The sequence below is a fragment of the Intrasporangium calvum DSM 43043 genome, from assembly GCF_000184685.1.
GTDB lineage: Bacteria > Actinomycetota > Actinomycetes > Actinomycetales > Dermatophilaceae > Intrasporangium > Intrasporangium calvum.
Window position 1 is genome coordinate 2,525,205 of record NC_014830.1, and the last position, 23,456, is coordinate 2,548,660.

20 protein-coding genes are annotated in these 23,456 nt (G+C 70.8%); 5 read left to right on the top strand and 15 right to left on the bottom strand.

What is annotated here, in order from left to right; translation table 11 throughout:
• Window positions 1-44: 44 nt before the first annotated feature.
• Window positions 45-1,556 (top strand): protoporphyrinogen oxidase, encoded by a 1,512-nt coding sequence (gene hemG / locus INTCA_RS11460; protein ID WP_280513537.1) that lies wholly within the window; start codon window positions 45-47, stop codon window positions 1,554-1,556.
• Window positions 1,553-2,755 (top strand): TIGR04053 family radical SAM/SPASM domain-containing protein, encoded by a 1,203-nt coding sequence (locus INTCA_RS11465; RefSeq protein ID WP_013493085.1) that lies wholly within the window; start codon window positions 1,553-1,555, stop codon window positions 2,753-2,755. The genes hemG and INTCA_RS11465 overlap by 4 nt, the downstream gene beginning before the upstream one ends.
• 23 nt (window positions 2,756-2,778) lie before the next feature.
• Here INTCA_RS11465 and INTCA_RS11470 read toward each other — a convergent pair whose 3' ends face one another.
• The 14 genes from INTCA_RS11470 to rpsB all read right to left on the bottom strand — a co-directional run bounded on the left by INTCA_RS11470 (window position 2,779) and on the right by rpsB (window position 18,178).
• Window positions 2,779-4,701, bottom strand: coding sequence for an acetate--CoA ligase (locus tag INTCA_RS11470; protein ID WP_013493086.1), 1,923 nt, complete (start codon window positions 4,699-4,701; stop codon window positions 2,779-2,781).
• A 117-nt stretch (window positions 4,702-4,818) separates the two neighbouring features.
• Window positions 4,819-6,000: a dual-specificity RNA methyltransferase RlmN gene (gene rlmN, locus INTCA_RS11475; protein WP_013493087.1), complete on the bottom strand. Its 1,182-nt coding sequence runs from the start codon at window positions 5,998-6,000 to the stop codon at window positions 4,819-4,821.
• A gap of 94 nt (window positions 6,001-6,094) precedes the next feature.
• A complete protein-coding gene (locus tag INTCA_RS11480) occupies window positions 6,095-6,892 on the bottom strand; it encodes an SDR family NAD(P)-dependent oxidoreductase (RefSeq protein WP_013493088.1) in 798 nt (265 codons plus the stop codon).
• Window positions 6,889-7,764, bottom strand: coding sequence for a phosphatidate cytidylyltransferase (locus tag INTCA_RS11485; RefSeq protein ID WP_013493089.1), 876 nt, complete (start codon window positions 7,762-7,764; stop codon window positions 6,889-6,891). Before INTCA_RS11485 ends, INTCA_RS11480 begins: the two co-directional genes overlap by 4 nt.
• Window positions 7,765-7,847: 83 nt before the next feature.
• Window positions 7,848-8,405, bottom strand: a complete 558-nt coding sequence (frr, locus tag INTCA_RS11490; protein WP_013493090.1) for a ribosome recycling factor — start codon at window positions 8,403-8,405, stop codon at window positions 7,848-7,850.
• A gap of 65 nt (window positions 8,406-8,470) precedes the next feature.
• Window positions 8,471-9,199, bottom strand: coding sequence for a UMP kinase (gene pyrH, locus INTCA_RS11495; protein WP_013493091.1), 729 nt, complete (start codon window positions 9,197-9,199; stop codon window positions 8,471-8,473).
• Window positions 9,200-9,276: 77 nt separating this feature from the next.
• The gene (locus tag INTCA_RS11500) at window positions 9,277-10,407 is read right to left on the bottom strand and encodes an aminotransferase class V-fold PLP-dependent enzyme (RefSeq protein ID WP_013493092.1); all 1,131 of its coding nucleotides are present in this window, start codon (window positions 10,405-10,407) and stop codon (window positions 9,277-9,279) included.
• A gap of 14 nt (window positions 10,408-10,421) precedes the next feature.
• Entirely contained in the window at window positions 10,422-13,085 is a 2,664-nt protein-coding gene (locus INTCA_RS11505) for a DUF4153 domain-containing protein (RefSeq protein WP_013493093.1), read from the bottom strand.
• Complete coding sequence (locus tag INTCA_RS11510; protein ID WP_013493094.1) at window positions 13,082-13,762, bottom strand: response regulator transcription factor; 681 nt, start codon at window positions 13,760-13,762, stop codon at window positions 13,082-13,084. The genes INTCA_RS11505 and INTCA_RS11510 overlap by 4 nt, the downstream gene beginning before the upstream one ends.
• A gap of 145 nt (window positions 13,763-13,907) precedes the next feature.
• A complete protein-coding gene (locus INTCA_RS11515) occupies window positions 13,908-14,426 on the bottom strand; it encodes a DsrE/DsrF/DrsH-like family protein (RefSeq protein WP_013493095.1) in 519 nt (172 codons plus the stop codon).
• A gap of 49 nt (window positions 14,427-14,475) precedes the next feature.
• Window positions 14,476-14,790 (bottom strand): TusE/DsrC/DsvC family sulfur relay protein, encoded by a 315-nt coding sequence (locus INTCA_RS11520; protein WP_013493096.1) that lies wholly within the window; start codon window positions 14,788-14,790, stop codon window positions 14,476-14,478.
• A 21-nt stretch (window positions 14,791-14,811) separates the two neighbouring features.
• Window positions 14,812-16,065 carry a type III sulfide quinone reductase, selenoprotein subtype gene (gene sqr, locus INTCA_RS11525; protein WP_013493097.1) on the bottom strand — a complete coding sequence of 418 codons (1,254 nt, stop codon included), beginning with the start codon at window positions 16,063-16,065 and terminating at the stop codon, window positions 14,812-14,814.
• 190 nt (window positions 16,066-16,255) lie between these two features.
• Complete coding sequence (gene tsf / locus INTCA_RS11530; protein WP_013493098.1) at window positions 16,256-17,086, bottom strand: translation elongation factor Ts; 831 nt, start codon at window positions 17,084-17,086, stop codon at window positions 16,256-16,258.
• Window positions 17,087-17,149: 63 nt separating this feature from the next.
• Complete coding sequence (gene rpsB, locus INTCA_RS11535) at window positions 17,150-18,178, bottom strand: 30S ribosomal protein S2 (RefSeq protein ID WP_013493099.1); 1,029 nt, start codon at window positions 18,176-18,178, stop codon at window positions 17,150-17,152.
• Between the two features lie 291 nt (window positions 18,179-18,469).
• Between rpsB and INTCA_RS11540 the strand changes: the two genes are divergently transcribed.
• The 3 genes from INTCA_RS11540 to INTCA_RS11550 all read left to right on the top strand — a co-directional run bounded on the left by INTCA_RS11540 (window position 18,470) and on the right by INTCA_RS11550 (window position 22,308).
• Window positions 18,470-20,419, top strand: coding sequence for a DUF6541 family protein (locus tag INTCA_RS11540; RefSeq protein WP_114611063.1), 1,950 nt, complete (start codon window positions 18,470-18,472; stop codon window positions 20,417-20,419).
• Window positions 20,420-20,429: 10 nt separating this feature from the next.
• The gene (locus INTCA_RS11545; RefSeq protein ID WP_013493101.1) at window positions 20,430-21,593 is read left to right on the top strand and encodes a pyridoxal phosphate-dependent aminotransferase; all 1,164 of its coding nucleotides are present in this window, start codon (window positions 20,430-20,432) and stop codon (window positions 21,591-21,593) included.
• A gap of 148 nt (window positions 21,594-21,741) precedes the next feature.
• Window positions 21,742-22,308, top strand: coding sequence for a M23 family metallopeptidase (locus INTCA_RS11550; protein ID WP_013493102.1), 567 nt, complete (start codon window positions 21,742-21,744; stop codon window positions 22,306-22,308).
• A gap of 114 nt (window positions 22,309-22,422) precedes the next feature.
• Here the strand turns inward: INTCA_RS11550 and INTCA_RS11555 are convergent, their stop codons facing one another.
• Window positions 22,423-23,382, bottom strand: coding sequence for a tyrosine recombinase XerC (locus tag INTCA_RS11555; protein ID WP_013493103.1), 960 nt, complete (start codon window positions 23,380-23,382; stop codon window positions 22,423-22,425).
• Window positions 23,383-23,456: the final 74 nt, after the last annotated feature.

Sequence of the window (23,456 nt, forward strand, 5' to 3'; positions counted from 1 at the left end):
CGTCGATTATTACTACGGCCGATTCCGGTACTACGATTCGTAGTATCGACTTCCTGATCGAGGGTGAGGACATGACCGAACCAGACCGTCCGCAACGCGTCGTCGTCGTGGGAGGTGGGATCACCGGTCTGGTCGCAGCACGCCGGCTCGCACAAGCCGGCCATGACGTGACTCTGCTCGAGGCCGCCAACCGGCTCGGCGGCCAGGTCCACACCGTGGACCTCGGCACCCGCCGGGTCGACGTGGGTGCAGAGGCGATTCACCTCGGGTCCCCTGTCGCGCGCAGCCTCGTCGAGGAGCTCGGGCTCTCCGGCACCGTCCTCGGCAGCCGCCCCGGCCAGAGCTGGCTCTGGACCGGCCGCGGCCTCCGGGCGCTGCCGGCCGGGGTGACGCCCAGCGGGCCGACCCGGCTGCGTCCCGTCGTGACGAGTGGCGTCATGAGCGTCCGCGGCCTCGGTCGCGCCGGCCTGGAGCCGCTGGTCGCGCGGCTACGCCCCGGGCTCGCCGATGACGAGGACATCTCGGTCGGCGAGTTCGTCTCCTCCCGGTTCGGCCCCGAGGTGACGCAGCGCTTCATCGACCCGCTCCTCGGCAGCCTCCACGCCGGCGACGTCCACCGGCTCAGCCTCCGCGCGTGCGCCCCAGCACTCGTCGACGCGGCCACCCACCGCCGCTCCATCGTGCGCCGTCGCCCGGCCCCGCCCGCGCCCGCAGGGGGCGCGCCGCTGCCGATGTTCGCCTCGTGGCCCGGCGGCCTCGGGACCCTGACCGAGGCCATCCTCGTGGGCCTCCCGGTCGCGGTGCGCCTCGGATGCCGCGTCGACCGCATCATCCGCTCTGCCTCGGGCTACACGCTCGAGGTGACCCAGCTGACCGGAGGCACCGGCTCCGCCGAGCGGATCGAGGCAGACGGCATCGTCCTGGCCGTGCCCGCTGCCGCCGCCGCTCCCCTGCTCGCCCCACACAGCCGGCGGGCGGAGAGCATCCTCGAGAGGGCCGAGGTCGCCAAGGTCGCCACCGTGGTCCTCGGATACGAGCCGTCGGCCACCAAGGACCTGCGCGTCTTCGCCGGGACGGGAGTGCTACTGCCCTCCACCGCGGGCCTGCTGCTCAAGGCCGCGACGCACCTGTCCCGCAAGTGGCCGCAGTTCGCCGACGACGAGCTGAGCCTCGTCCGCCTGTCCGCCGGCCGCAGTGGCGACAACCGCATCGAGGAGCTGTCCGACGACGAGCTCGTCACGCAGCTGGTCGACGACTACCGCACCGTTGCCGGCGTCGAGGCGCAGCCCCAGGTCCTGCACGTCCAGCGCTGGTCGGACGGGCTGCCGCAGCTTCGGGTCGGTCACACCGCCAGGCTGACCGCGCTCCGCGACGAGGTGAGCCACGCCCTGCCGGGCATCGTCCTCGCCGGATCCGGCTATGACGGGCTCGGCCTCGCGTCGTGCATCGCCTCCGGTGAGGCCGCAGCCGCAGCCCTCTCGCTGCGGGCCTCCCCACCGCCGACGGCCGCCACCCCCGTCAGCAACCCCACCTCGACCAGCGCAGTCGGCGCATGACGACGGTCACGGAGCGCGCCGCCGTCCGTCGCCTGCGCCACGCACCCGAGGACCGCCCGATGATCGTCATCTGGGAGGTCACGCGCGCCTGCGCGCTCGTCTGCCTGCACTGCCGCGCGGACGCGCAGCACCGACGCAACCCGCACGAGCTGACGACCGAGCAGGGGCGGACCCTGCTCGACGACATCGCAGCGTGGGGCGCGCCATACCCCATCGTCGTGCTGACCGGTGGTGACCCCTTCGAGCGCCCTGACCTGGCCGAGCTCGTCCGGCACGGTTCGTCCATCGGCCTGCACATGGCCCTGTCTCCCTCGGTCACCCCACGGCTGACGCCGGAGGTCCTCGCCGAGCTGCGCGCCGCCGGGGCCGGCGCCCTCTCGCTCTCGCTCGACGGGAACACCGCCGCCACCCACGACGCGTTCCGCGGCGTTCCCGGCGTCTTCGACGCGACGCTGCGGGCCGCGCAGGACGTCCGCGATGCCGGCTTCCGGCTCCAGATCAACTCCACGGTGACCCAGGCCAACGTCCACGAGCTGCCGGACCTGCTGCGCACCGTGATCGACCTCGGCGCCTCGCTCTGGAGCGTCTTCTTCCTCGTCCCGACCGGTCGCGGCGAGATGCTCCGGCCGCTCGACCCGCAGCAGGTCGAGGACGTCCTCCATTGGCTCCACGACGTGTCCGACCTCGTCGCGATCAAGACGACCGAGGCACCGCACTACCGCCGGGTCGCGATCCAGCGCGCCAGAGCGAGCGCCGAAGCGACAGCCGAGGGACTGCCCCTCGTCGGCGCACACCCCTCCGACGCACCCGCCGTCGGTGAGCTCCACCAACAGCTGACCGACGCCGTGGAGGGGTTGCGAGCCCAGCGGCATACGGCCATCCGGCGACCGCGCCCACCCATCGAGGTCAACTCCGGCCGGGGGTTCGCCTTCATCGACCACCTCGGCGACGTCTACCCGAGCGGCTTCCTCCCCCACCAGTGCGGCAACGTCAAGGAGACCGGCTTCCGCGACATCTACCAGACGAGCCCGATGCTGCGCTCCCTGCGCGAGCCCGCGCAGTTCGAGGGCAAGTGCGGGGTGTGCGAGTTCCGCGACGTGTGCGGGGGCAGCCGTTCGCACGCCTACGCCGTGACCGGCAACGTCCTGGCATCCGACCCCACCTGCGTCTACGAGCCGACCGGCCAGCACGAGCGCTGACGGCCCGGTCCTGCACGGGCCGACTACGTCCCCCGCAGGACCGGACCGAGCTGCTCGAGGACGCTTGCGTCCTCGATGGTCGCGGGCACGGCCGGCGACCCTCCGTCGGCGATCTCGCGCATGGTCTTGCGCAGGATCTTGCCGGAGCGCGTCTTCGGCAGGCCCGGCACGATGTCGACCTGGTGCAGGGCAGCCACCGCTCCCACCTCGCTGCGGACGCGCGCGACGAGCTCCCGCCGGATTCGCTCGCCCTCGGCGTCCCCGTCGATCCCGCTCTTGAGCACGACGAGCGCGCGAGGGACCTGGCCCTTGAGCTCGTCGTGCACGCCGATCACCGCGCACTCCGCCACGGCCTCGTGCCCAGCGAGGGCGGCCTCGATGGAGCCGGTGGACAGGCGGTGGCCGGCGACGTTGAGCACGTCGTCGGTCCGGCCCATGACGAAGAGATAGCCGTCGTCGTCGCAGTAGCCGCCGTCGCCGGTCAGGTAGTAGCCGGGGTAGGCGGACAGGTAGGAGGACACGTAGCGCTCGTCGTCCTGCCACAGGGTGGGCAGGGTGCCCGGTGGCATCGGCAGCTTGATGCAGATCGCGCCCTCCTGGCCGGGCGGCATCTGGTTGCCCTCACCGTCGAGGACCTGCACGTCGTAGCCCGGCACGGCCACGGTCGGGGAGCCGGGCTTGATCGGGAGCATCTCGATGCCCTTGGGGTTGCACGCGATGGGCCACCCGGTCTCGGTCTGCCACCAGTTGTCGATGACGGGGACGCCGAGCGCCGCCGAAGCCCACTCGTACGTGTCCGGGTCGAGGCGCTCACCTGCGAGGTAGAGCGTGCGGAAACGGGACAGATCGTAGTCCTTGACCAGGGACGCCGACGCGTCCTCCTTCTTGATGGCGCGGAACGCGGTCGGCGCGGTGAAGAGGCAGACGGCGTCGTACTCGGAGATGACCCGCCAGAACGCCCCCGCGTCCGGGGTCCCGATCGGCTTGCCCTCGTAGAGGACCGTCGTCGCGCCGGTGAGGAGGGGCCCGTAGACGATGTACGAGTGGCCGACGACCCAGCCGACGTCGCTCGCGGTGAACATCGTCTCGCCCGGCTGGACGTCGTACAGCTTCTCCATCGACCAGCGCAGGGCGACCGCGTAGCCGCCGCTGTCCCGGTAGATCCCCTTGGGCTTCCCCGTCGTGCCGGAGGTGTAGAGGATGTACAGCGGGTCGGTCGCCGCCACCGTGACGGGGTCGGCACCGGCCTGGGCCGCCGCACCCGACTCGAACTCCTCCCAGTCCACGTCGCGCTCCCCCAGCTCCGCCCGCTCCTGGGGGCGCTGGAGGATGACGCAGGCCTCGGGCTTGTGCTCCGAGCGGTGGATCGCCTCGTCGAGGAACGGCTTGTACGTGACGACGCGCGTCGGCTCGATGCCGCACGACGCCGACAGGATCACCTTGGGCGCCGCGTCGTCGATCCGCGCTGCGAGCTCCTGCGGCGCGAAGCCGCCGAAGACGACCGAGTGGATCGCGCCGATCCGCGCGCACGCCAGCATGGCGATGACCGCCTCCGGCACCATCGGCATGTAGATGACGACCCGGTCACCCTTCTCGACGCCGAGCCCGCGCAAGCCGCCGGCCACGGCTCGGACGCGAGCCAGCAGAGCGGCATACGTGATGGTCTCCTTGGTGCCGGTCACCGGGGAGTCGTAGTGGATGGCTGGCTGGTCGCCCCGACCGGCGGCGACGTGCCGGTCGACCGCGTTGTGACAGACGTTGAGCTCACCGTCGGGGTACCAGCGGTAGAAGGGCGGGTTGTCGGCGTCGAGGATGCGCGTCGGTGGGGTCACCCAGTCGATGAGGTTCGCGGCTTCCGCCCAGAACCCGTCGGGGTCCGTCAGGCTCGCCTCGTACGTGGTGCGGTAGCTCAAGGGGTATGCCGCTGGGCTGGCTCCGTCGCTCATGCTCCCACCCTGCCCGGCCTCCTGCGCCGAGGGCCAGCCCCGACTTCGTCACACGAGACGAGCGGTCAGGACCGGTCGGTGAACGGAACTGCGTCGACGGGATGCCCCTGCGGGGGGTCAGGCGGTGGCGGCGGCGAGCTGGCCGCACGCACCGTCGATGTCCTGGCCCCTCGTGTCGCGGATCGTCGTGGGGATGCCGTGCGCCCGGAGTCGCTCGACGAAGTTCTGCTCCACCCCCGGCCGGCTGGCCGTCCACTTCGATCCCGGCGTCGGGTTGAGCGGGATCGGGTTGACGTGCACCCATCCACGGCCCCGCCGGTTGAGCTTCTGGGCGAGCAGGTCCGCACGCCATCCCTGGTCGTTGATGTCGCGGATCAGGGCGTACTCGATGGAGACCCGTCGGCCGGTGGTCTCGTAGTAGCGGTGGGCCGCGTCGATGGCCTCGTCGACCTTCCAACGCGTGTTGATCGGGACCAGCTCGTCGCGCAGCTCGTCGTCGGGCGCATGGAGCGAGAGGGCGAGCGTGACCGGAATGCCCTCGGCCGCCAGCTTGTCGATCGCGGGGACGAGTCCGACGGTCGACATCGTGATGCCGCGCGCGGAGATCCCGAGTCCGTCCGGCGCCGGGTCGGTGAGCCGTCGGATGGCGCCGATCGCCGCACCGTAGTTGGCGAGCGCCTCCCCCATGCCCATGAAGACGACGTTGCTCACCCGCAGCGGGTGCTCCCGGTCCCCGTCCTGCCCGCCTGCGAGCTCACCGGTTCGCAGGGCCCGGGCGGCCCAGACGACCTGCTCGACGATCTCTGCGGTCGACATGTTGCGGGTCAGTCCGGCCTGGCCGGTGGCGCAGAACGGGCAGTTCATCCCGCAGCCGGCCTGGCTGGAGATGCAGATGGTGACGCGGTTGGGGTAACGCATGAGCACCGACTCGACGATGGCACCGTCGTGGAGCCGCCAGGCGTACTTCATCGTCTGGCCGTCGTCGGCCTGCCGACGGACGATCGGCGCGAGGAGGGGCGGCAGCAGGTCGCGGACGAGGTCGGCCCGGACCGCCTTGGGCAGGTCGGTCATCTGCTCGGGGTCGTCGACGAGCCGCTCGAAGTAGTGCGTGGACAGCTGCCTGGCCCGGAACCCCTGGTGGCCGAGCGACTCGACGACCTCCTTGCGCTCGGCCGGGGTCAGGTCGGCGAGGTGGCGCGGCGGCTTGCCGCGGCGGGGGGCGCGGAAGGTGAGCTCGCCCGGGACAGGGCGCGCGGTCGTCGGCTCGGGCAGCGAGACGGGCGTGGCGTCATCAGTCATGGTGCCCCCATTCTCTCAGCCGCTGTCAAAACGCAGCCCGGATGCCGCCGGGTCGGCTCCTCGTCCGCCGTGCCGCCCGTGCGGGGGAAGGGCGTCAGGTGGACCGGAGGGCTCGCTCCTCCGCGATCGTGTTCCCTCCGTCGACGACGAGCACCTGGCCCGTGACGTAGCCGGCCTCGGGACTGGTGAGGAAGGCGATCGCTGCGGCGACCTCCTCGGCGGTTCCGGAGCGTCCGACCGGAGTCGTCCAGCCCTCCCTCGCCTCGTCCTCGGTCTGGGACGCCGTGGCGATCCAACCGGGCGCGACGGCGTTCGAGGTGAGGCCGTGGCGGCCCTCGTCGACCGCGATCGCCCGGGCCAGCCCGACGAGCGCTGCCTTGCCGGCGGCATAGGCGACCTCGTGGCGCATCGCCATGGCCGCGCCGGTGACGCTGGAGACGAAGACGACCCGCCCCGAGCCGACGGAGCGCAGGTGCGGCAGGCACGCGCGGGTCACGAGGTAGGCGGTGTCGAGGTTCCGCGCGAGGGACTGGCGCCATCGGTCGGGACCGGTGGACTCCAGGTCGCCGCCGAGCAGGTCGGGCACGGTGACGCTCACCATGCCGGCGTTGTTGACGAGGGCATGGAGCCCGCCGTGCCTCTCGAGGCACCCCGTGACGACCTGAGCGACGGCAGCGGGATCGGTGAGGTCGCCGACGTGGCCGGACGCAGTGATGCCGAGGGCTCTCAGCTCGGTGACGCGCTCGTGCACCCGCTCGGTCGTCGCGGCGAGGGCCACCTCGGCGCCCAGCCGGCCCAGCATCCGAGCGGTCTGGAAACCGATGCCGCTCGGGCTGCCCGTACCGGTGATCAGGGCCACCCGCCCGGTCTGGGCGAACGGGATTGCCGTCACGAGACGGCTCGCTCTGCCAGCAGGGACAGCACGGCCCACACGATGGGCACGACGACGATGAGAGAGTCGAGGCGGTCCATGATGCCGCCGTGCCCGGGGAGGATGCTCGACATGTCCTTGATCCCGAGATCACGCTTGATGAGGGACTCCATGAGGTCGCCGATCGTCGCGGCGATGGCGACCGCGACGCCGAGAGCGATGCCGATCCACCAGGGATGGCCCAGGAAGAAGTGGATGGTGAGCGAGCCGGCGACGATGCACAGGACCACCGATCCAGCGAACCCCTCCCAGGACTTCTTCGGGCTGATCGTGGGGGCGATCGGGTGCTTGCCGAGCCACACCCCGGCTGCGTAGCCGCCGATGTCGCTGCTCACCGCCGTGAGGAGGAAGACGAACATCCGTCCCACGCCGTCGGGCTCGGCGAGCAGGAGGACGGCGAAGCCGACGAGGAGCGGCGGGTAGGTGGCGATGAAGATCCCGCCCAGCACGTCCCGCCCGGCTCCGTCGAGGCGGCCGCCCCCCCGCCAGAGCAGCACGGCCGCCCCGGTGAGGACCCAGGCAGTGACGAGTCCGGCCGGGCCGTGGACGTATGCCGCCCAGGTCATCCCCGCCATACCGAGCACAGCGGGCACGAGGGGCGCACGGACGGCGACGTTGCGCAGCGCGACGTGCAGCTCCCACATGCCGATGGCGACCGCGATCGCCACGACGACGAGGAACGACTCCTTCTTGACGAGCAGGGTCGAGATGATGATGACGCCGAGCACGACCCCGACACCGATGGCCGCCTTGAGGTCGCGGCCCGCCCGTGAGGTGGGCTGGGCCGGCGCCGACGGGTCGGGCAGCGCGGCGGCGGCGGGTGGGGTGGTCATCGCGAGGTCATCGAACGGTGCTCATGAGTCGGCCGGCGTGGCGTCGAGGAGGGGGCCCGGGTGGCGGTCGTGTCCGCCGCCCATCACACCTCGAGCAGCTCGGACTCCTTGTGCTTGACGAGCGAGTCGATGAGGTCGGTGTGCTTCTTGGTCAGCGCCTCGAGCTCCTTCTCGGCGCGGGCGCCCTCGTCCTCCCCGACGTCGCCGTCCTTGACGAGCCGGTCGATGTCGGTCTTGGCCTTGCGGCGGACGTTGCGGATCGAGACCCGGCCCTCCTCCGCCTTGTGGTGGGCGAGCTTGATGTACTCCTTGCGGCGCTGCTCGGTCAGCTCGGGCATCACGCACCGGATCTGGTGACCGTCGCTGGCCGGGTTGACGCCGAGATCGGAGTCACGGATGGCCTTCTCGATCTCGTGCATCGCCGACTTGTCGAACGGGACGACGAGGATCGTGCGCGGCTCCGGGTTCTGGAACGACGCGAGCTGCTGGAGCGGCGTCGGAGCACCGTAGTAGTTGACGAGGAGCTTGTTGAACAGGCCCGGGTTGGCGCGACCGGTGCGGATGCCCGCGAAGTCCTCCTTGAGGACCTCGACGGCCTTGTCCATCTTCTCCTCGGCCTCGAACATCGTCTCTTCGATCATGGCTTCCTCGTCCTCGTCCTCGTCCGGGTCACAGCTGGGTCGGTCTGGTGCTCGCGTGCTCGGGCTCAGCCGTTGGTGACCAGCGTGCCGATCTTCTCACCCAGCAGGGCACGTGTGATGTTTCCGGGGCCTTCCATACCGAAGACCACCATCGGCAGCTTGTTCTCCTTGCACAGCGAGAACGCTGCGGCGTCCACGATCCGCAGTCCGTTGGCCAGGCCCTCGTCAAAGGTGAGCGTGTCGTACTTCGTGGCCGTGGGGTCCGCCTTGGGGTCGGCGGAGTAGACGCCGTCGACGCCGTTCTTGGCGATGAGCAGCGCGTCACACTTCGTCTCGAGGGCGCGCTGAGCACTCACGGTATCGGTGGAGAAGAACGGCATCCCGGCCCCGGCGCCGAAGATCACGACCCGGCCCTTCTCCATGTGGCGGATGGCGCGGCGCGGGATGTACGGCTCGGCCACCTGCTGCATGGCGATCGCGGACTGGACCCGCGTCTCGACGCCCTCCTTCTCGAGGTAGTCCTGCAGGGCCAGGCAGTTCATGACCGTGCCGAGCATCCCCATGTAGTCGGCGCGGGTGCGGTCCATGCCGCGCTGCTGCAGCTCGGCGCCACGGAAGAAGTTGCCTCCGCCGACGACGACCGCGACCTGCACCCCACCCTCGACGGCATCGGCGATCTGTCGCGCGATCCCGGCGACGACGCTCGGGTCCAACCCGACCGCGCCACCTCCGAAGGCCTCACCAGAGAGCTTGAGGAGCACCCTCTTGAACGGTGTGTTGCGGGCGTCGGTCATGACGGAGCCTCCTGGTGGGCAGTTCCGGTGGTCGCCCGATCTTTCCACATGGGGGCCTCCCGGGTCGCATCGGCTGCTCAGGCCCGACCCACGAGCGAGACGAGGGTCGCGGCGAGGCGGGCGTAGTCGTCCTCGTCGTTGTACGCCTGGGCGGCCAGACGCAGATGACCGCGGCCGGCGAAGCTGACCGCCGGGACGATGAACCCTGCTGCGAAGAGCTGCTGCCAGAGCGCCTCAGCCCCCTCAGGCGTCGCTGCCGCCTGCTCAGGGAGCGGGACGAGGGTCATGCAGGGAGCGGAGGGTATGCCGCTGGGCTCGCTCGTCGTGCCGAGCGCGCCCGCGATGTGGTGGGCCCCCCAGCGGACGAGGTCGGCGTTGTGTTGGACGTTGCGCCACCCGCCGAGGCGATGCCAGAAGTCGACGCCGTCCGGCAGCGCGAGCCAGGCCGAGTGGTCGACGGTCCCCTGCAGGTCGAAGGAGGCCGGGAACCGTTCACCGTGGCTCCAGGACGTGACGAGCGGCTGGACGTCGGCTCGGCGAGCCGAGTCGACCCACAGTAGGGCGGCCGAGCGAGGGGCGAAGACCCACTTGTGCAGGTTGCCGACCCAGTAGTGGACGCCGAGAGCCTCGACGTCGAGCCCCGGGAGCGCCCCGGGGACGTGGGCTGCGTCGACGAGCACGGGGACCGGCGCGACGGCCGCCGCCACCTCGGCGACCGGCAGGAGCAGGGCGGTCGCTGACGTGATCTGGTCGATGACGACGAGTCGCGTGTCGGGGGTCAGGGCCTCGGTGAACGCCGCGACGATGTCGGCGGTCGACGCGTGGAGGTGGAACGTCGCCTCGCGCGCCGAGCCGCCACGAGCTCGGACCGCCATCGCCACCCTGGGGTAGCCGTGGTTGCTCACGACCACGTCGTCCCCGCGGCCGACCGCGAGCGACTGGAGCACGACGGCGACGCCCTCCGAGACGTTCCGGACGAGGGCGGCCGCCTCGGGGGGCACCCCGACGAAGTCTGCTGCGCGCTCCCGCGACGCGGCGATGGCACCGGGCAGGTCGTCGCGGAACGCGCGCATCGGGGCCGACTCGATCCGCGCACGGGCCCGGTCCTGGGCCTCTCGCACGACGCGTGGCACCGCACCGAAGGCACCGTGGTTGAGGTGGGTCAGGGCAGGGTCGAGCTCGAACAGCTCGGCGATGTCGGCGCGCACGAGCCCATCCTGCCTCAGCGACCATCCCCCGGGGCCAGTGCGAGCGAGCAGGATACGGGGTCCAGGCCGGGGAGGGGCTCGGTCCCCAGAGCACGGGCCCGGGATCGGCCCAGGTTCCAGCCGAGGGCGTCGTCGGTCTCGGGCAGACCGCGCGAGCTGAGGATGCACGCCGAGAGGTCCGGCGTCAGTCCGGAGCGGATCGTCGGGGCGGCGTCGGCGCCGAGCGAGGCGAGGTAGGCGGCGTCGAGCTTGCCGGTCGCCGCGAAGCGGTCGATGTTGCGTTGGGCCACCCAGGCCTCCGGGTCGGCCACGCCGATGGCGAGGACGAGGGCGGCCCCCGAAAGGAGGGCCGCTCTCGGGATCCACCACCCGGAGAGGTGGAGGCCGGCGATGACGACGAGGACGAGGAGCAGCCCCATCCACAGCTCGAAGGCGTCGACGAGCACGCGCAGGACGGTGAAGCCGTAGGCCTGCTGGTAGACGTTCATCCGGTAGAGAGCCGACCCGACGACGACGAGCGCCAGCAGGCACAGGGCTCCGAGGACGAGACGCAGGAGCAGGTGCTCCCGGGCGGTCTCACGCGGCGCCTTGCGTGCGACGAGGGCGACGGTGAGGAGGGTGAGGAACGTGACGGCCGTGAGCTGGCCGAAGCCCTGGTGGACGTACTCCGCGTAGGTCAGCCCGGTGGTCCGCCGCAGGTAGTCGTGCCCTCCCCACATGGCCGCGGTCTGCGCGACGACGAACGCCACGAAGACTGCCAGGACGAGCCCGGCGGGCACGAGCCACTCCCACGCGCGGCTCACGCTCCGTGCCCGCGGAAGGGCGAGCCGGTCGACGCGGGGCGGGTTGATCGCCACGTAGCAGGCCGCGAGCACCGTCCCGCCCACGACGAACGCGGTGAAGAACCGGAGGACGAGGCTGTCGACCGCGACGTCGGGGATGACCGCCTCGGCCCAGGATCCGAAGACCGCGTCGCCGGATGCGAAGAGTCCACCGAAGACGATGAGGGCGGCGAGCGAGAGGGCGATGGTGCGCACCACCGGCCACAGGGACGACACCGAGGACATGGCGGTCAGGGTGCGGCCGAGAAGAGGCAGCCCGCGGACCGCGGCGAGCACCCAGGAGCTCCACCCGGCCACCGCAGGGACGACACCCCGGGTTCCGGTCAGGGCGGTCATGAGGAGCAGCCCGCAGATGCCGACGGCGAGGACCGTGAGCCATTCGGCTGCCCGGAGCACGACAAGTGAGGCCAGCCCCACCCCGACGACCGCCGAGGCGATGGTCCACGGGTCCCGCAGCCGCACCGACCCACTGAGGATCAGGCCGGCAGCGGGCAGGAGGACGAGCAGGAGTCCGAGACCGATGTTCCGGTCCGGCAGGACGAGGGCGGCCCAGGCGCCGATCCCGACGGAACCGAGGACGAGTCCGGGCCGCGTTGAGAGCCCGCGCTCGGGCCAGAGGTCGCCGAAGACGGAGTCCACGAAGGACGGGACCGGTGCGCCCGGTGGGGCTGGAGCGGTGGGCACGGCTGACGGGGTGGACACGGGTGTCTCCTCTGGTGAAGGGGCAGCTGCGGTCACGGGAAGGGGCCGTGGTGTCGGGGTGAGGTGACTCGGGGAGGGCTCGGACGCCGTCGGACGGAGCGGGAGGACGGCCCTGACCCGGGCGCCGGTCGTTCCGGCCTCGGCAGGGATGAGACTGATGCTGCCGCCGTGCAGCTCGCAGACCCAGCTGGCGATGGCCAGCCCGAGACCGGTGCCCCCACCGGACTCCTGCCACGACCCGAAACGGTCGAAGACGTGCTCCGCGTGGTCCGGGGAGATTCCCGGCCCCTCGTCGCCCACCTCGAGCATCCACCGCTCGCGGTCGAGGACACCGGCACTGATGCGCACGGTGCCGCCCAGCGGGCTGTGGCGCACCGCGTTGTCGAGGAGGTTCGCCACGACCTGGGCCAGCCGGTCCGGGTCGGCGTCGACGAGGAGCGCTGTGGACGGTCCTCGGTCCGGAGCATGCGGCGGGGGGCTTCCGAGCACCGTCGCGAACTGGATGCGCCGCTGGTCCGCCGCTGCCGCTCGGGCCTCGGCGACTCCCTGCTCGATCAGCGCCCCGACGTCGACCCGCTCGACCGACAGCGTCCTCAGGCCGCCGTCCACCCGGCTCAGGTCGAGCAGGTCGGACACGAGGTCACTGAGCCGCTCGGCCTGCGTCAGTGCCGTCCGGAGCGCCGCATCGTCCGGGGACACCACCCCGTCGACGAGGTTCTCGAGGAGCCCGCGCTGGGCGGTGAGAGGCGTGCGCAGCTCGTGCGACACCATGGCGACGAGCTGTCGGCGCTGCTGGTCCGCGGTGGCGAGGTCGCCCGCCATCGTGTTGAACGCCCGCGCCAGCTGACCCACCTCGTCGGCCGAGGTCGCCGTCACCCGCCGCGAGTAGCCGCCCGTGGCCATGACGTTCGCGGCGGCGGTCATCTCACGGAGCGGCGAGGTCATGCCCCGGGCGAGCCACTGGACGACGCCGAGGGAGCCCGCGATCGTGACCGGAACGGTCAGCCACGCGGGCACTCCGGCGCGGTCACCTGCCTCCGACACGAGCGAGGCCACCACGATGCTCAGTCCGACGAGGACGGCGAGCTTGACCTTGATGGAGCGCAGGCCGTCGAGGGGCCGGTCCCGGTTCACGACCCGTCCTCGTACGCGTAGCCGACGCCATGGACGGTGCGCACCCGGTGGGCGCCGATCTTGGCGCGGAGGGACTTCACGTGGCTGTCGAGGGTCCTCGTCCGGGCCGCGTCGGCCCAACCCCAGACCTCACGCATCAGCTCCTCCCTCGAGCGGACGGTGCCGCACGGTTCGAGCAGGACGAGGAGCAGGTCGAACTCGAGCGGGGTGAGGTGAACCGGGACTGCGTCGACCGTGACTCGCCGGGTCGCGCGGTCGACGCACACGCCGTCGGCCCGGACGACGGCCTGGTCGCCGGCAACCAGCTGCCCGGCCCGCTCCACGCGCCGTAGGAGGGCCCGGACGCGCGCGACGAGCTCGCGCATCCGGAACGGCTTGGTGACGTAGTCGTCCGCTCCCACTGCGAGCCCGACGGGCAGGTCCGTCTCGTCGTCCCGCGCCGTCAGCATGAGGACCGGCACGGCGCGGCTTGCCTGGATCCGACGGCAGACCTCCAGGCCGTCGAAGCCCGGCAGCATGACGTCGAGCACGACCAGGTCGGGCTCGTGCGTGGCGTGCGCCGCCACGGCTCGGGGCCCGTCGTGGGCCTGCACGACGTCGAACCCCTCGGCGCGCAGCCGGTCGGTGACGGTCTGGTTGATCGTCAGGTCGTCCTCGACCACCAGGATTCGGCTCATGCCCCTGAGACTACGAGCGCCCTTCGGGACGTGACGGGCGCGGCGTCTGGAGATGATGTGAAGAACGGCGCGGGCTCCGGTGCCGCAGGGCACCGGAAGTGGCCCGGGGCGGATGCGCTCGCCCCGGGCCGTCCAGACCCAGCCGTCAGATGAAGAGCAGCTGGGCGCCCGCGGTCATCTCGATGAAGTCCGACGCCGAGATGATGCCCTCGATGTCGTCTCGGAGATCCGCCTCAGTGAGGTGGTTCATGTCCGCGGACAGTCGGCACGCCCACAGGTGACCACCTGACGCGACGATCTGGTCGAGGAAGTCGGGCACCTCGGGGATGTCGAGCTCGGCGATGGCCTTCTTGAGCTGCGATGTGGCGAGGTGGGTCATGCCCGGGATACCGCCGAGCCCCTGAGGCATGTGCATCGCGGGGTTGCCGAGAATCGTCGCCTTCAGGTTGCTCTGGGTCTTCTTGTTGATCATGTCGAAGCCCCAGAAGGTGAAGAACAGGTGGGTCTCGATGCCCTCGCCCAAGGCTGAGTTGCCGAGGATGAGGCCCGGGTAGGCCATGTCGAGCGTGCCCTTGCTGCAGATGATGGCCAGCTTGCGGCCCCCATCTGCAGGCTCGTCGAAGGACGGGACGAATGGTGCCTCGGTGACGGGCGTGTCGGTCATTGGATGCTCCTGCTGTGTCTGGGTGTGGTGGTCAGTCCGGGGTTGCGGCTCACACGCAGCCCTTGGGCTTCGGGACACCGGCGACGTAGGACATCTTCTTGGCCGGCTTGCCCGGGAACATCGTGAACAGCTGCTTGACGGGCAGGCCGAGCTGGGTGCTCACGCGGCGCAGGGTCGGGGTCTCGCCCATGGCCTTGTAGTCCTCGCGGAGGAACGTGACGAGCTTCCAGTGCTCGTCGGTCATCTCGACGTTGATGAGGCGGGCGAACTCGGCACCGAGCTCTTGGGTCCAGTCCGCGGGGTTGCTGAGGAAGCCCTCCTCGTTGACCTCGACCTGGGTGCCGGCGATGGTGGTGGTAGGCATTTGAATTACGTCCTTTCGAGCTCAGGCGTCGGCCGGGATCTTGCCGGACATCGACATGGCGGGGGGAAGGCCGAGCGGGCGGCCGGGGAGCAGCATGTTCCAGTAGATGTGCCGGAAGGCGAGCTTGCCCAGGTGGTTGGCGCGCGACTCCTTCAGCAGCGTCATCGGGCCGATCTTCGGCAGCGGGAACGTGCCGGTGAGCGGCTGCGTGTCGTAGTTGAAGTCGAGCAGCAGGGCCTTGCCGCCGCCGGACTCGACGAAACAGTTGGCGTGTCCGTCGAAGGAGTGGGTCATCGGCTTGCCGGCGATGAGCTCCATGAAGTTCTCGACGAAGATCTCTACGGAGAAGTGCGCGACCGAACCGGCCTTCGACGTCGGGATGTTGCTCGCGTCGCCGAGGGCGAAGACCTCGGGGAACTCCGTCGACTGCATCGTGTGCTTGTCGACCGGGACGTAGTTGAGGTCGTCCCCGAGGCCGGACCGCGCCACGAACTCCGCGCCCATGTTGAGCGGGATGGTCACGAGCTGGTCGAAGGGGACCTCGCGCTCGTCGTACGAGATGAGGACCTTGCGCTCCTGGTCGATGCTCTCGACCATGAAGTCCGTCTCGACCGTGACGTTGCGCTCCTTGAGGATGTGGCCGAGCTCCTTGCTCGCCACTGGCTTGGTGAAGGCGCCGTCAAGCGGGGTGACGAAGACGATCTCCGTCTTGTCCCGCAAGCCGCGCTCACGGAGGTAGTCGTCGGCGAGGAAGGTGAACTCGAGCGGAGCCACCGGGCACTTGAACGGCAGCTCGGTGATGTGCACGACGAGTCGGCCGCCCTTGAAGGCGCGCATCTGGTCGCGCAGGGCGACGGCGCCGTCGTAGGTGTAGAACTCGCCGACCGACTTGTGCCATTCGTCGCCGAGCATCCCAGGGGTCTGGTCGGGGCGGGGACTCGTGCCCGAGGCGACGACGAGGTAGTCGTAGGAGAGCGTCCGCCCGTCCGTCAGGGCGACGGTCTTGGCCCCGGGATCGACCTTGTCGATCTCGGCGAGGACGAGGTCGACGCCATCACCGATGAACGCGTGCTTCGTCTTGCGGATCTGCTCGGGCGTGTTCATCCCGAACGGGATGAAGAGGTAACCCGGCTGGTAGTCGTGGATATCGGTCTTGTCGACAACCGTGATCGTCCAGTCGGTCTTGGGGAGACGGTGGCGGAGCTTGTTCGCGACCATGGTTCCGGCCGTGCCCGCGCCCAGCACCACCAGGGTTTTCTTCGTTGCGGTGGTCATGTCACCATCCAATACCCCCGCGGGTATGGCGCGATACCATTTCGCCTGTGATCCCTACTACAACCAGTAGTAGAGAGTGCACCAACGTGCCGGACCACATCGAAAGAGCAGTTTGCGACGGGCCGAGCGGGCCTTGGTCCAGATGGACCGTGTCGCAAACTGCTCTTTCGATGTGCCTGGGGTTACGACCTCACTGGCCGACGCGGAAGCGCGCGAAACCGGTCGCGGTGGCGCCGGCCTCCTCGAGCACCTTGGCGACCGTCTTCTTCGGCTCCTTGGCGAACGGCTGCTCGAGCAGGACGTTCTCCTTGAAGTAGCCGCCGACCCGGCCCTCGACGATCCGGGCGAGGGCAGCCTCGGGCTTGCCCTCCTCACGGGCGGTGGCCTCGGCAACTCGACGCTCGTTCTCGACCGTCTCGGCCGGGACCTCCTCGCGCGTCAGCACCGACGGGCTGAACGCCGCGACGTGCATCGCGACGTCACGGGCCACCTGCTCGTCGCCGCCCTCGAGCGCAACGAGGACGCCGATCTGCGCGGGCAGGTCGGGGCTCGTCTTGTGGAGGTAGGAAACGACCTTCTCCCCCTCGAGGCGGGCGACCCGGCGGACCTCGATCTTCTCGCCGATCGTCGCGTTGGCGTCGTCGAGGAGCTCCTTGACCGTCTTGCCGTCCGCGAGCGTGCTCGCGAGCAGGGACTCGGCGTCGGCTGCCTTGCTGGCCACGGCGTGCGCGAGGACCTGATCGGCGAGCGCGATGAACTTCTCGCCCTTGGCGACGAAGTCCGTCTCGCAGTTGACCTCGACGAGGGTGCCGACGCCGTCGCCGGCCCGGGCAGCCACGAGACCGTTCGAGGCCGAGCGGCCCTCACGCTTCGTGACGCCCTTGAGGCCCTTGACCCGGAGGATCTCGACGGCCTTGGCGCGGTCGCCGTCAGCCTCGTCGAGCGCCTTCTTGACGTCCAACATGCCCGCGCCGGTCTGCTCGCGGAGCGCCTTGATGTCAGCGGCGGTGTAGTTCGCCATGCTCTGATTCGCTCTTTTCGTCAGTGGGACTGGAAATCGACTCGAACGGTGCGCGCCGAAGGCTCAGGCCTGCTCGGCCGGAACCTCGGTCGCCTCGCTCGACTCGGCCGGAGCCTCGACAGCCTCAGCGGCAGCCTCGGGGGCGGCGGCCTCAGCGGTCTCGACCGGAGCCTCGGTCGCCTCGCTCGACTCGGCCGGAGCCTCGACAGCCTCAGCGGCAGCCTCGGGGGCGGCAGCCTCCGTGGTGGCTCCCTCAGCTGCGGGCGTCACCTCGGGGGCGGCAGGCTCGGCAGCGTCGGTGGCCACAGCCCCGTCCGCGGTGACAGCAGCCTCGGCGTAGAGCTCGCGCTCCCACTCGGCCAGGGGCTCCTCGACGCCGGCCTCCACACCGGAGCGGCCGGTGGACCGCTGGACGAGGCCCTCGGCAACGGCGTCAGCGATGACCCGCGTCAGCAGGGCGACGGAGCGGATCGCGTCGTCGTTGCCCGGGATCTTGTAGTCGACCTCGTCGGGGTCGCAGTTCGTGTCGAGGATCGCGATGACGGGCAGTCCGAGCTTGCGCGCCTCGTCGACGGCGAGGTGCTCCTTCTTGGTGTCGACGATCCACACCGCGGAGGGAACCTTGCTCATCGTGCGGATGCCGCCCAGGGTCTTCTCGAGCTTGTCCTTCTCGCGCTTGAGGATGAGCAGCTCCTTCTTCGTGTAGCCCGAGCCGGCCACGTCGTCGAAGTTCAGCTCCTCGAGCTCCTTGAGGCGCGTGAGGCGCTTGGAGATCGTCTGGAAGTTGGTGAGCATGCCACCGAGCCAACGGTGGTTGACGTAGGGCATCCCGACGCGGGTCGCCTGCTCGGCCACCGGCTCCTGGGCCTGCTTCTTGGTGCCGACGAAGAGGATCGTGCCGCCGTGGGCCACGGTCTCCTTGACGAACTCGTACGCGTTGTTGATGTACGTCAGCGACTGCTGCAGGTCGATGATGTAGATGCCGTTGCGCTCGGTCATGATGAAGCGCTTCATCTTCGGGTTCCACCGGCGGGTCTGGTGCCCGAAGTGGACGCCGCTCTCCAGGAGCTGGCGCATGGTGACGACGGCCATGCCGTGTCCTCCTTGATTCGTGGTTGTCAGTTGCATGTGAGGTCACCACCGCGGAAGCGGCCCGACGTGCGGACCGAGCCCAGCGGCATACGCCTCACTCCTGGCGTCTCGGCGCCACCCCGCCCAGCACGACCGGTGGTCGGGCTGGGACTGCCGTGGTGCGCCCCGGGTCAGGCCCGGACGAAGACGCGCGAATTGGGTCTCGCGCGCCGAGGCACACGTGACCGTCGTTCATCGTAGTGCGTCGCCCCGCGTGCTGGGAAATCGCCTCGACCGGCAAGAATGGCCGCCATGGAGAACGGGTTGAGCTGGTCGAGCTGGTGGGACACCATCCCCGTCTTCGCCGTCCTCCTCGTCGCGCTCTTCGGGCCCGGCTGGCTCGTCGTGCGCGCCCTCGGCACCCGCGGCCTCGAGGCCGTCGCCGTCTCCCCCGCCGTGTCCGTCGCCGTGATCGCCGCCTGGGCCACCGTCACCCAGCGCCTCGGGATCGGTTGGAGCTGGCTGGTGCTCGCCGCCGTCACCGCGGTCACCGCTGCGGGCGGCTGGCTCGTGGTCCGCGGCCTGCGTGCCCACGACCCGGTGCTGACCCCGAAGCGCCGCCTCCTCGGCCGACCGGACCCCCACGCGGCGCTCGCGATCGGCATCGGTGTCGTCATCGCGCTCGCCACGATCCTGCCGGCCATCGGGCGCCCGGACGAGCTCGTCGACAGCCCGGACGCCGTCTACCACCTCAACCGCATCCGGCTGTTCCTCGAGACCGGGAACTTCTCGATCGTCCACCCGACTTTCTACCCCAACGGCTTCCACGCCTGGATCGCGACCGGCCTGCAGAGCGGTGTCGCCCCCGCCCTGGTCGGGACGAACGTCGCCACCGTGGTCCTCGCCGCCGTCGTGTGGCCGCTCGGCGTCGTCACGCTCGTCCGGCACGCGCTCGGTGCGTCGCACATCGTGACGTATGCCGCTGGGCTCGCTTCCGCTGCCTTCGTGTCCTTCCCGACGATCCTCCTCGGGTGGGGCGTGCTGTGGCCCAACCTGATGGGCACCGCGCTCACCCCGGCTGCCCTGGCGATCATGCTCCAGGCCGCGCGCACCGTCACCGAAGGCCGCTGGACGAGGCGGCGACTCGGGCAGTGGCTCGGCTTCGCGGCAGCCCTCGTCGGCCTCGCACTGATCCAGCCCAACTCGCTCGTCGCCCTCGTCCTCTTCGCGCTGGTCTGGTTCGTCACCGCGCGGGTCCGGGCCGGCATCCTCGGCCACGCGGCCTGGACCGCCGTGGGACGTGACCTGGGCATCGTGGCGGCCGTCGGCGTGGCCGGGCTCCTCACCGCTCCCCTCGTCTCGCAGCGCCTGGCCTCGACCCAGTCGTACGAGTGGAAGGGCCACGTCAGCGTCTGGACTGCGCTCGTCGAGGTCGTCGGCGGGCGACTGCAGATCCCCGTCGTGCTCTGGGGAGTGCTCGCGCTCCTCGTCCTCGGTGTCGGCTGGATCGTCCTCCGCGCCCGCGCGGCGCTGCCCGTGGTCGCCATGTGGGGTGCCTGCATCGTCCTCTACGTCATGGCTGCGTCCTCAACCGCCTCGTGGACCGCGCTCGTCACGGGCTACTGGTACAACGACAAGGTCCGGCTGGCCTCCCTCGCGGCGGTCCCCGGCGTGGTGCTCGTCGCAGCCGCAGCGCCCGCGCTCCGGGACGTCCTGCTGAAGGTCCCGGCGCTGCGGGTCCAGGGGCCGGCGGTGAGCCTCGTCGCCCTCGCTGCTCTCCCCTTCGCGACGGTCGTCGCCCACGGACCGACGAGGACCGCGATGCTCGAGCAGTTCTTCCGGCCTGCCGACCCGACCCACGTCATCCTCTCGCGCCAGGCCCAGACCGATCTCGCGGCGCTCGCCGAGGAGATCCCGGCGGGCGAGGGCGTCATCGGGCGCCCCGAGAACGGCACACCGCTGATGTTCGCGCTGTTCGGGACGAACACCTTCTACCGGTCCATCCCGATCCCCGACACCGGCGACGAGAACCTCCTCGGGACCGGGTTCGACGAGATGGCCACGCGTCCGGACATCTGTGCTGCCCTCCAGCGTCACGACATCCGGTGGGCGATCGACTCGCCCCACGTCTACTGGCTCGACCGCCCCGAGCGGTCCTCGGGGCTGTTCGACCTCGCTGCCGTCGACGGGCTCGAGCAGGTCCGCACCGTCGGCGACTACACGCTCTTCCGCGTCACCGGCTGCGGCCTGTCGTCTCGGTAGGGTTCGCCCCATGAGCTCGCCGCTGGTCTCGCGCATGCAGTCCTTCGGGACGACGATCTTCGCGGAGATGTCCGCGCTCGCCGTCCGGACGGGGGCGATCAACCTGGGCCAAGGGTTTCCCGACACCGACGGGCCCCGGGTCATGCTCGACGCGGCGAAGGCGGCCATCGACAGCGGACGAAACCAGTACCCGCCGGGACCTGGCGTCCCCGAGCTGCTCGACGCGGTCGCAGCGCACCAGGAGCGGTTCTACGGGTTGCGCGTCGACCCCACGTCGCAGGTCCTCGTCACGGTCGGAGCGACCGAGGCGATCGCATCGGTCGTCCTGGCCCTGTGCGAACCGGGCGACGAGGTGGTCACGTTCGAGCCGTACTACGACAGCTACACGGCCACCATCGCGCTGGCGGGCGCCACGAGACGGACGTCCGTGCTGCGGTTCCCCGACTTCGCGGTCGACGAGGAGTCCCTGCGGGCGGCATTCTCGGCTCGCACTCGTCTCGTCCTGCTCAACACGCCGCACAACCCCACGGGGAAGGTCTTCTCGCGGGCCGAGCTCGAGCTCGTCGCCGACCTCGCCCGCGAGCACGATGCCTGGGTCGTCACCGACGAGGTCTACGAGCACCTCGTGTTCGACGACTCCGTGCACATCCCGATGGCCACGCTGCCCGGGATGGCCGAGCGCACCATCACCATCTCGTCGGCGGGCAAGACCTTCTCGGCGACCGGGTGGAAGGTCGGCTGGTTGACCGGGCCGACCGAGGCGGTTGCGGCGGCGCGGACGGTGAAGCAGTTCCTCACGTACGTGGCGTCCGGCCCCTTCCAGCCTGCAGTCGCGATGGCCCTCGGACTCGGCGACGACGTCTACGCCGAGCTCGCGTCGTCCCTCCAGGCCAAGCGCGACCTGCTCTGCGAGGCCCTGCAGGCGTCGGGGCTGACCGTGTCCCGGCCGCGCGGCACCTACTTCGTCATCGCCGACGCCGCGCCGCTGGGCGCGGTCGACGGGCTGGAGTTCGCCCGTCGACTCCCCGAGCTGGCCGGTGTCGTCGGCGTGCCCGTGTCGGTCTTCCACGACGACCAGGACGCGGCGCGGACCTTGGTGCGGTTCGCGTTCTGCAAGCAGGACGACGTTCTCGTGGAGGCCAGCCGACGGCTCTCTCGGGTCAGGCGGTCCTGAGCCGCCCTCACCCGGGCCTCGAGCCGACCCGAGCCGACCTCTGCCCACCTGAAGCCCATGGTCCACATCCTCTCGGCGGAGTGGCTGGTCGTCCACAGGTGGGCCCGCTCGAGCTGAGGCGAGAGCGTGACCGGGCGAGGCTCGGTCCATGGTCCCGACCCCGCATCTCGTCGCAGCCCTGGCAGCAGCCGGCTTGGGCCTTGGCCTGGCCTCCGGCCCCCTCGCTCAGGCGACGACTCACGTGTCCGAGCCCACGCCGGTCGGCGCGGCCGATGCGAAGCGGCAGGCCCCGATGCCCGGCTGGCGCGGCTGGGTGTGGCCACTGGCGCCGGAGCCTGAGGTCGAGCGGCCCTCCGATGCCCCGAGGCGGCGCTGGGAGCCGGGGCATCGTGGGGTCGACCTGCGCGCATCGGTCGGACAGGAGGTCCGCTCACCGGCGGCCGGTGAGGTCGCGTTCGCCGCGCGGCTCGCGGGACGATCCGTCCTCGTCGTGCGCCATCCGGGCGGCCTGCGCAGCACCTTTGAACCGGTGGTCGGCTCGCTGCCGGTCGGCTCTCCGGTCGCGCCGGGTGAGGTCATCGGTCTGGTGACGGACGAGTCGACCCACTGCGACCCTGCGACGTGCCTCCACTGGGGCGTCCTTCGCGGACGGGAGTACCTCGACCCCTTGGTCCTCCTCCGCCGGGCTCCGGTCATCCTGCTGCCGCTGGAATGACCGGCCCGATGGTTCGACCGGAGCGGTGGCGGCGTGCGGCCCGCTCGTTCGCGCGACCGGCAACGGGACGCTGTCAGGCAGCGGTGCACGGCCCGCCGCGACTGCGGCGCCACGTCACGCTCTCGGGTGCGCCTGCTCGTAGCTCTTGCGAAGTCGCTCGACCGAGACGTGCGTGTAGATCTGGGTGGTCGCGAGGCTGGCGTGTCCGAGCACCTCCTGCACCATCCGCAGGTCCGCTCCCCCCTCGAGCAGGTGGGTGGCAGCGCTGTGCCGCAGCCCGTGGGGACCGAGGTCCGGAGCATCGGGCAGGTGGCTCAGCACCTCGTGGACGAGGGAGCGCACCTGTCGCGGATCCACGCGAGCCCCACGGCGGCCGAGGAAGAGAGCCGGCCCGGATCGGGGTCCGACCAGCAGCCGTCGCGCCGCCAGCCACTCCTGGAGGGCTGAGGCGGCCGGCACGCCGAACGGGACGACCCGTTCCTTGGCACCCTTGCCCATCACGCGAACCGTCCTCTCGCGCAGGTCGAGGTCGTCGAGGTCGAGGGACACGAGCTCGCCCACCCGGATCCCGGACGCGTACAGCAGCTCGAGCACGGCTCGGTCACGCACATGGATCGGGTCCGCATCGTCCGCCCGGACGGCTGCCACGTCCAGCATCGCGCTCGCCTCGCGCTGCTTCAGGACGTCAGGGAGCGTCCTGCTCCGGCGCGGGGCGACGAGCCGCAACGAGGGGTCCGTCTCGATGCGCCCCGACCGACTGGCCCATTTGAGGAACGTCCGCGCAGCAGCGGCGCGCCGGGCAATGGTCGACCGGGCTGCCCCCCCGTCTGCCTGAGCCCCCAGCCACGAACGCAGGTCCGCGAGCCGCAGCTCGCCGAGGTCGCTCAGTCCGTGGGCGACGACGAAGGAGAAGAGGTGGTTGATGTCGGAGACGTAGGCGCGCGTGGTGTGCTCGGAGCGACCGCGCTCGGAACGCAGATGGCGGGTGAACTCCGACAGGACGGCCTCGAGACCGGCCGGTTCGGGGGCCGGCTGTGTGGGCACCGCCTCCTGGGTCCCCCCCGCGCCGGTCATGAGTGCACCATCGCAAACCGGGACGGCGTGGGCAAGCACCCCGGGCCGACGGACGGCAAGTCGTCGGGACATAC

Excerpts from the sequence above, each read along its gene's own strand:
- INTCA_RS11465 (WP_013493085.1), top strand. The coding sequence starts at position 1,553 with ATGACGACGGTCACGGAGCGCGCCGCCGTCCGTCGCCTGCGCCACGCA.
- INTCA_RS11470 (WP_013493086.1), bottom strand. The coding sequence starts at position 4,701 with ATGAGCGACGGAGCCAGCCCAGCGGCATACCCCTTGAGCTACCGCACC.
- rlmN (WP_013493087.1), bottom strand. The coding sequence starts at position 6,000 with ATGACTGATGACGCCACGCCCGTCTCGCTGCCCGAGCCGACGACCGCG.
- INTCA_RS11485 (WP_013493089.1), bottom strand. The coding sequence starts at position 7,764 with ATGACCACCCCACCCGCCGCCGCCGCGCTGCCCGACCCGTCGGCGCCG.
- frr (WP_013493090.1), bottom strand. The coding sequence starts at position 8,405 with ATGATCGAAGAGACGATGTTCGAGGCCGAGGAGAAGATGGACAAGGCC.
- pyrH (WP_013493091.1), bottom strand. The coding sequence starts at position 9,199 with ATGACCGACGCCCGCAACACACCGTTCAAGAGGGTGCTCCTCAAGCTC.
- INTCA_RS11510 (WP_013493094.1), bottom strand. The coding sequence starts at position 13,762 with ATGAGCCGAATCCTGGTGGTCGAGGACGACCTGACGATCAACCAGACC.
- INTCA_RS11515 (WP_013493095.1), bottom strand. The coding sequence starts at position 14,426 with ATGACCGACACGCCCGTCACCGAGGCACCATTCGTCCCGTCCTTCGAC.
- INTCA_RS11520 (WP_013493096.1), bottom strand. The coding sequence starts at position 14,790 with ATGCCTACCACCACCATCGCCGGCACCCAGGTCGAGGTCAACGAGGAG.
- sqr (WP_013493097.1), bottom strand. The coding sequence starts at position 16,065 with ATGACCACCGCAACGAAGAAAACCCTGGTGGTGCTGGGCGCGGGCACG.
- tsf (WP_013493098.1), bottom strand. The coding sequence starts at position 17,086 with ATGGCGAACTACACCGCCGCTGACATCAAGGCGCTCCGCGAGCAGACC.
- rpsB (WP_013493099.1), bottom strand. The coding sequence starts at position 18,178 with ATGGCCGTCGTCACCATGCGCCAGCTCCTGGAGAGCGGCGTCCACTTC.
- INTCA_RS11540 (WP_114611063.1), top strand. The coding sequence starts at position 18,470 with ATGGAGAACGGGTTGAGCTGGTCGAGCTGGTGGGACACCATCCCCGTC.
- INTCA_RS11545 (WP_013493101.1), top strand. The coding sequence starts at position 20,430 with ATGAGCTCGCCGCTGGTCTCGCGCATGCAGTCCTTCGGGACGACGATC.
- INTCA_RS11550 (WP_013493102.1), top strand. The coding sequence starts at position 21,742 with ATGGTCCCGACCCCGCATCTCGTCGCAGCCCTGGCAGCAGCCGGCTTG.
- INTCA_RS11555 (WP_013493103.1), bottom strand. The coding sequence starts at position 23,382 with ATGACCGGCGCGGGGGGGACCCAGGAGGCGGTGCCCACACAGCCGGCC.